Source organism: Alkalicoccobacillus porphyridii, assembly GCF_007293315.1.
GTDB classification, from domain to species: Bacteria; Bacillota; Bacilli; order Bacillales; family Bacillaceae_D; genus Alkalicoccobacillus; species Alkalicoccobacillus porphyridii.
Map to the genome: position 1 here is coordinate 1 of NZ_VLXZ01000189.1, position 276 is coordinate 276.

The following is a 276-nucleotide window of genomic DNA, read 5'->3' on the forward strand; positions in this document are numbered from 1 at the left end:
GTTTATCCCACAGGCGACCAATCTCCAGGCGCTGGGCGGTATCAGCTTTAAGAAAGGCTGTTATACCGGACAAGAGATGGTGGCGCGAGCAAAATTCCGTGGTGCCAATAAACGTGCGCTCTGGTTGCTGGCAGGTAGCGCCAGCCGACTGCCGGAAGCTGGTGAAGACTTAGAGCTGAAAATGGGCGAGAACTGGCGTCGTACCGGTACGGTGCTGGCTGCGGTAAAACTGGAAGATGGTCAGGTCGTGGTACAGGTCGTCATGAATAACGATAT

General features: G+C 54.7%; 1 protein-coding gene. It reads left to right on the forward strand.

The features are described from left to right. The coding region (gene ygfZ / locus FN960_RS23975; protein WP_221936853.1) for a CAF17-like 4Fe-4S cluster assembly/insertion protein YgfZ at window positions 1-276 on the forward strand (276 nt) is incomplete at both ends.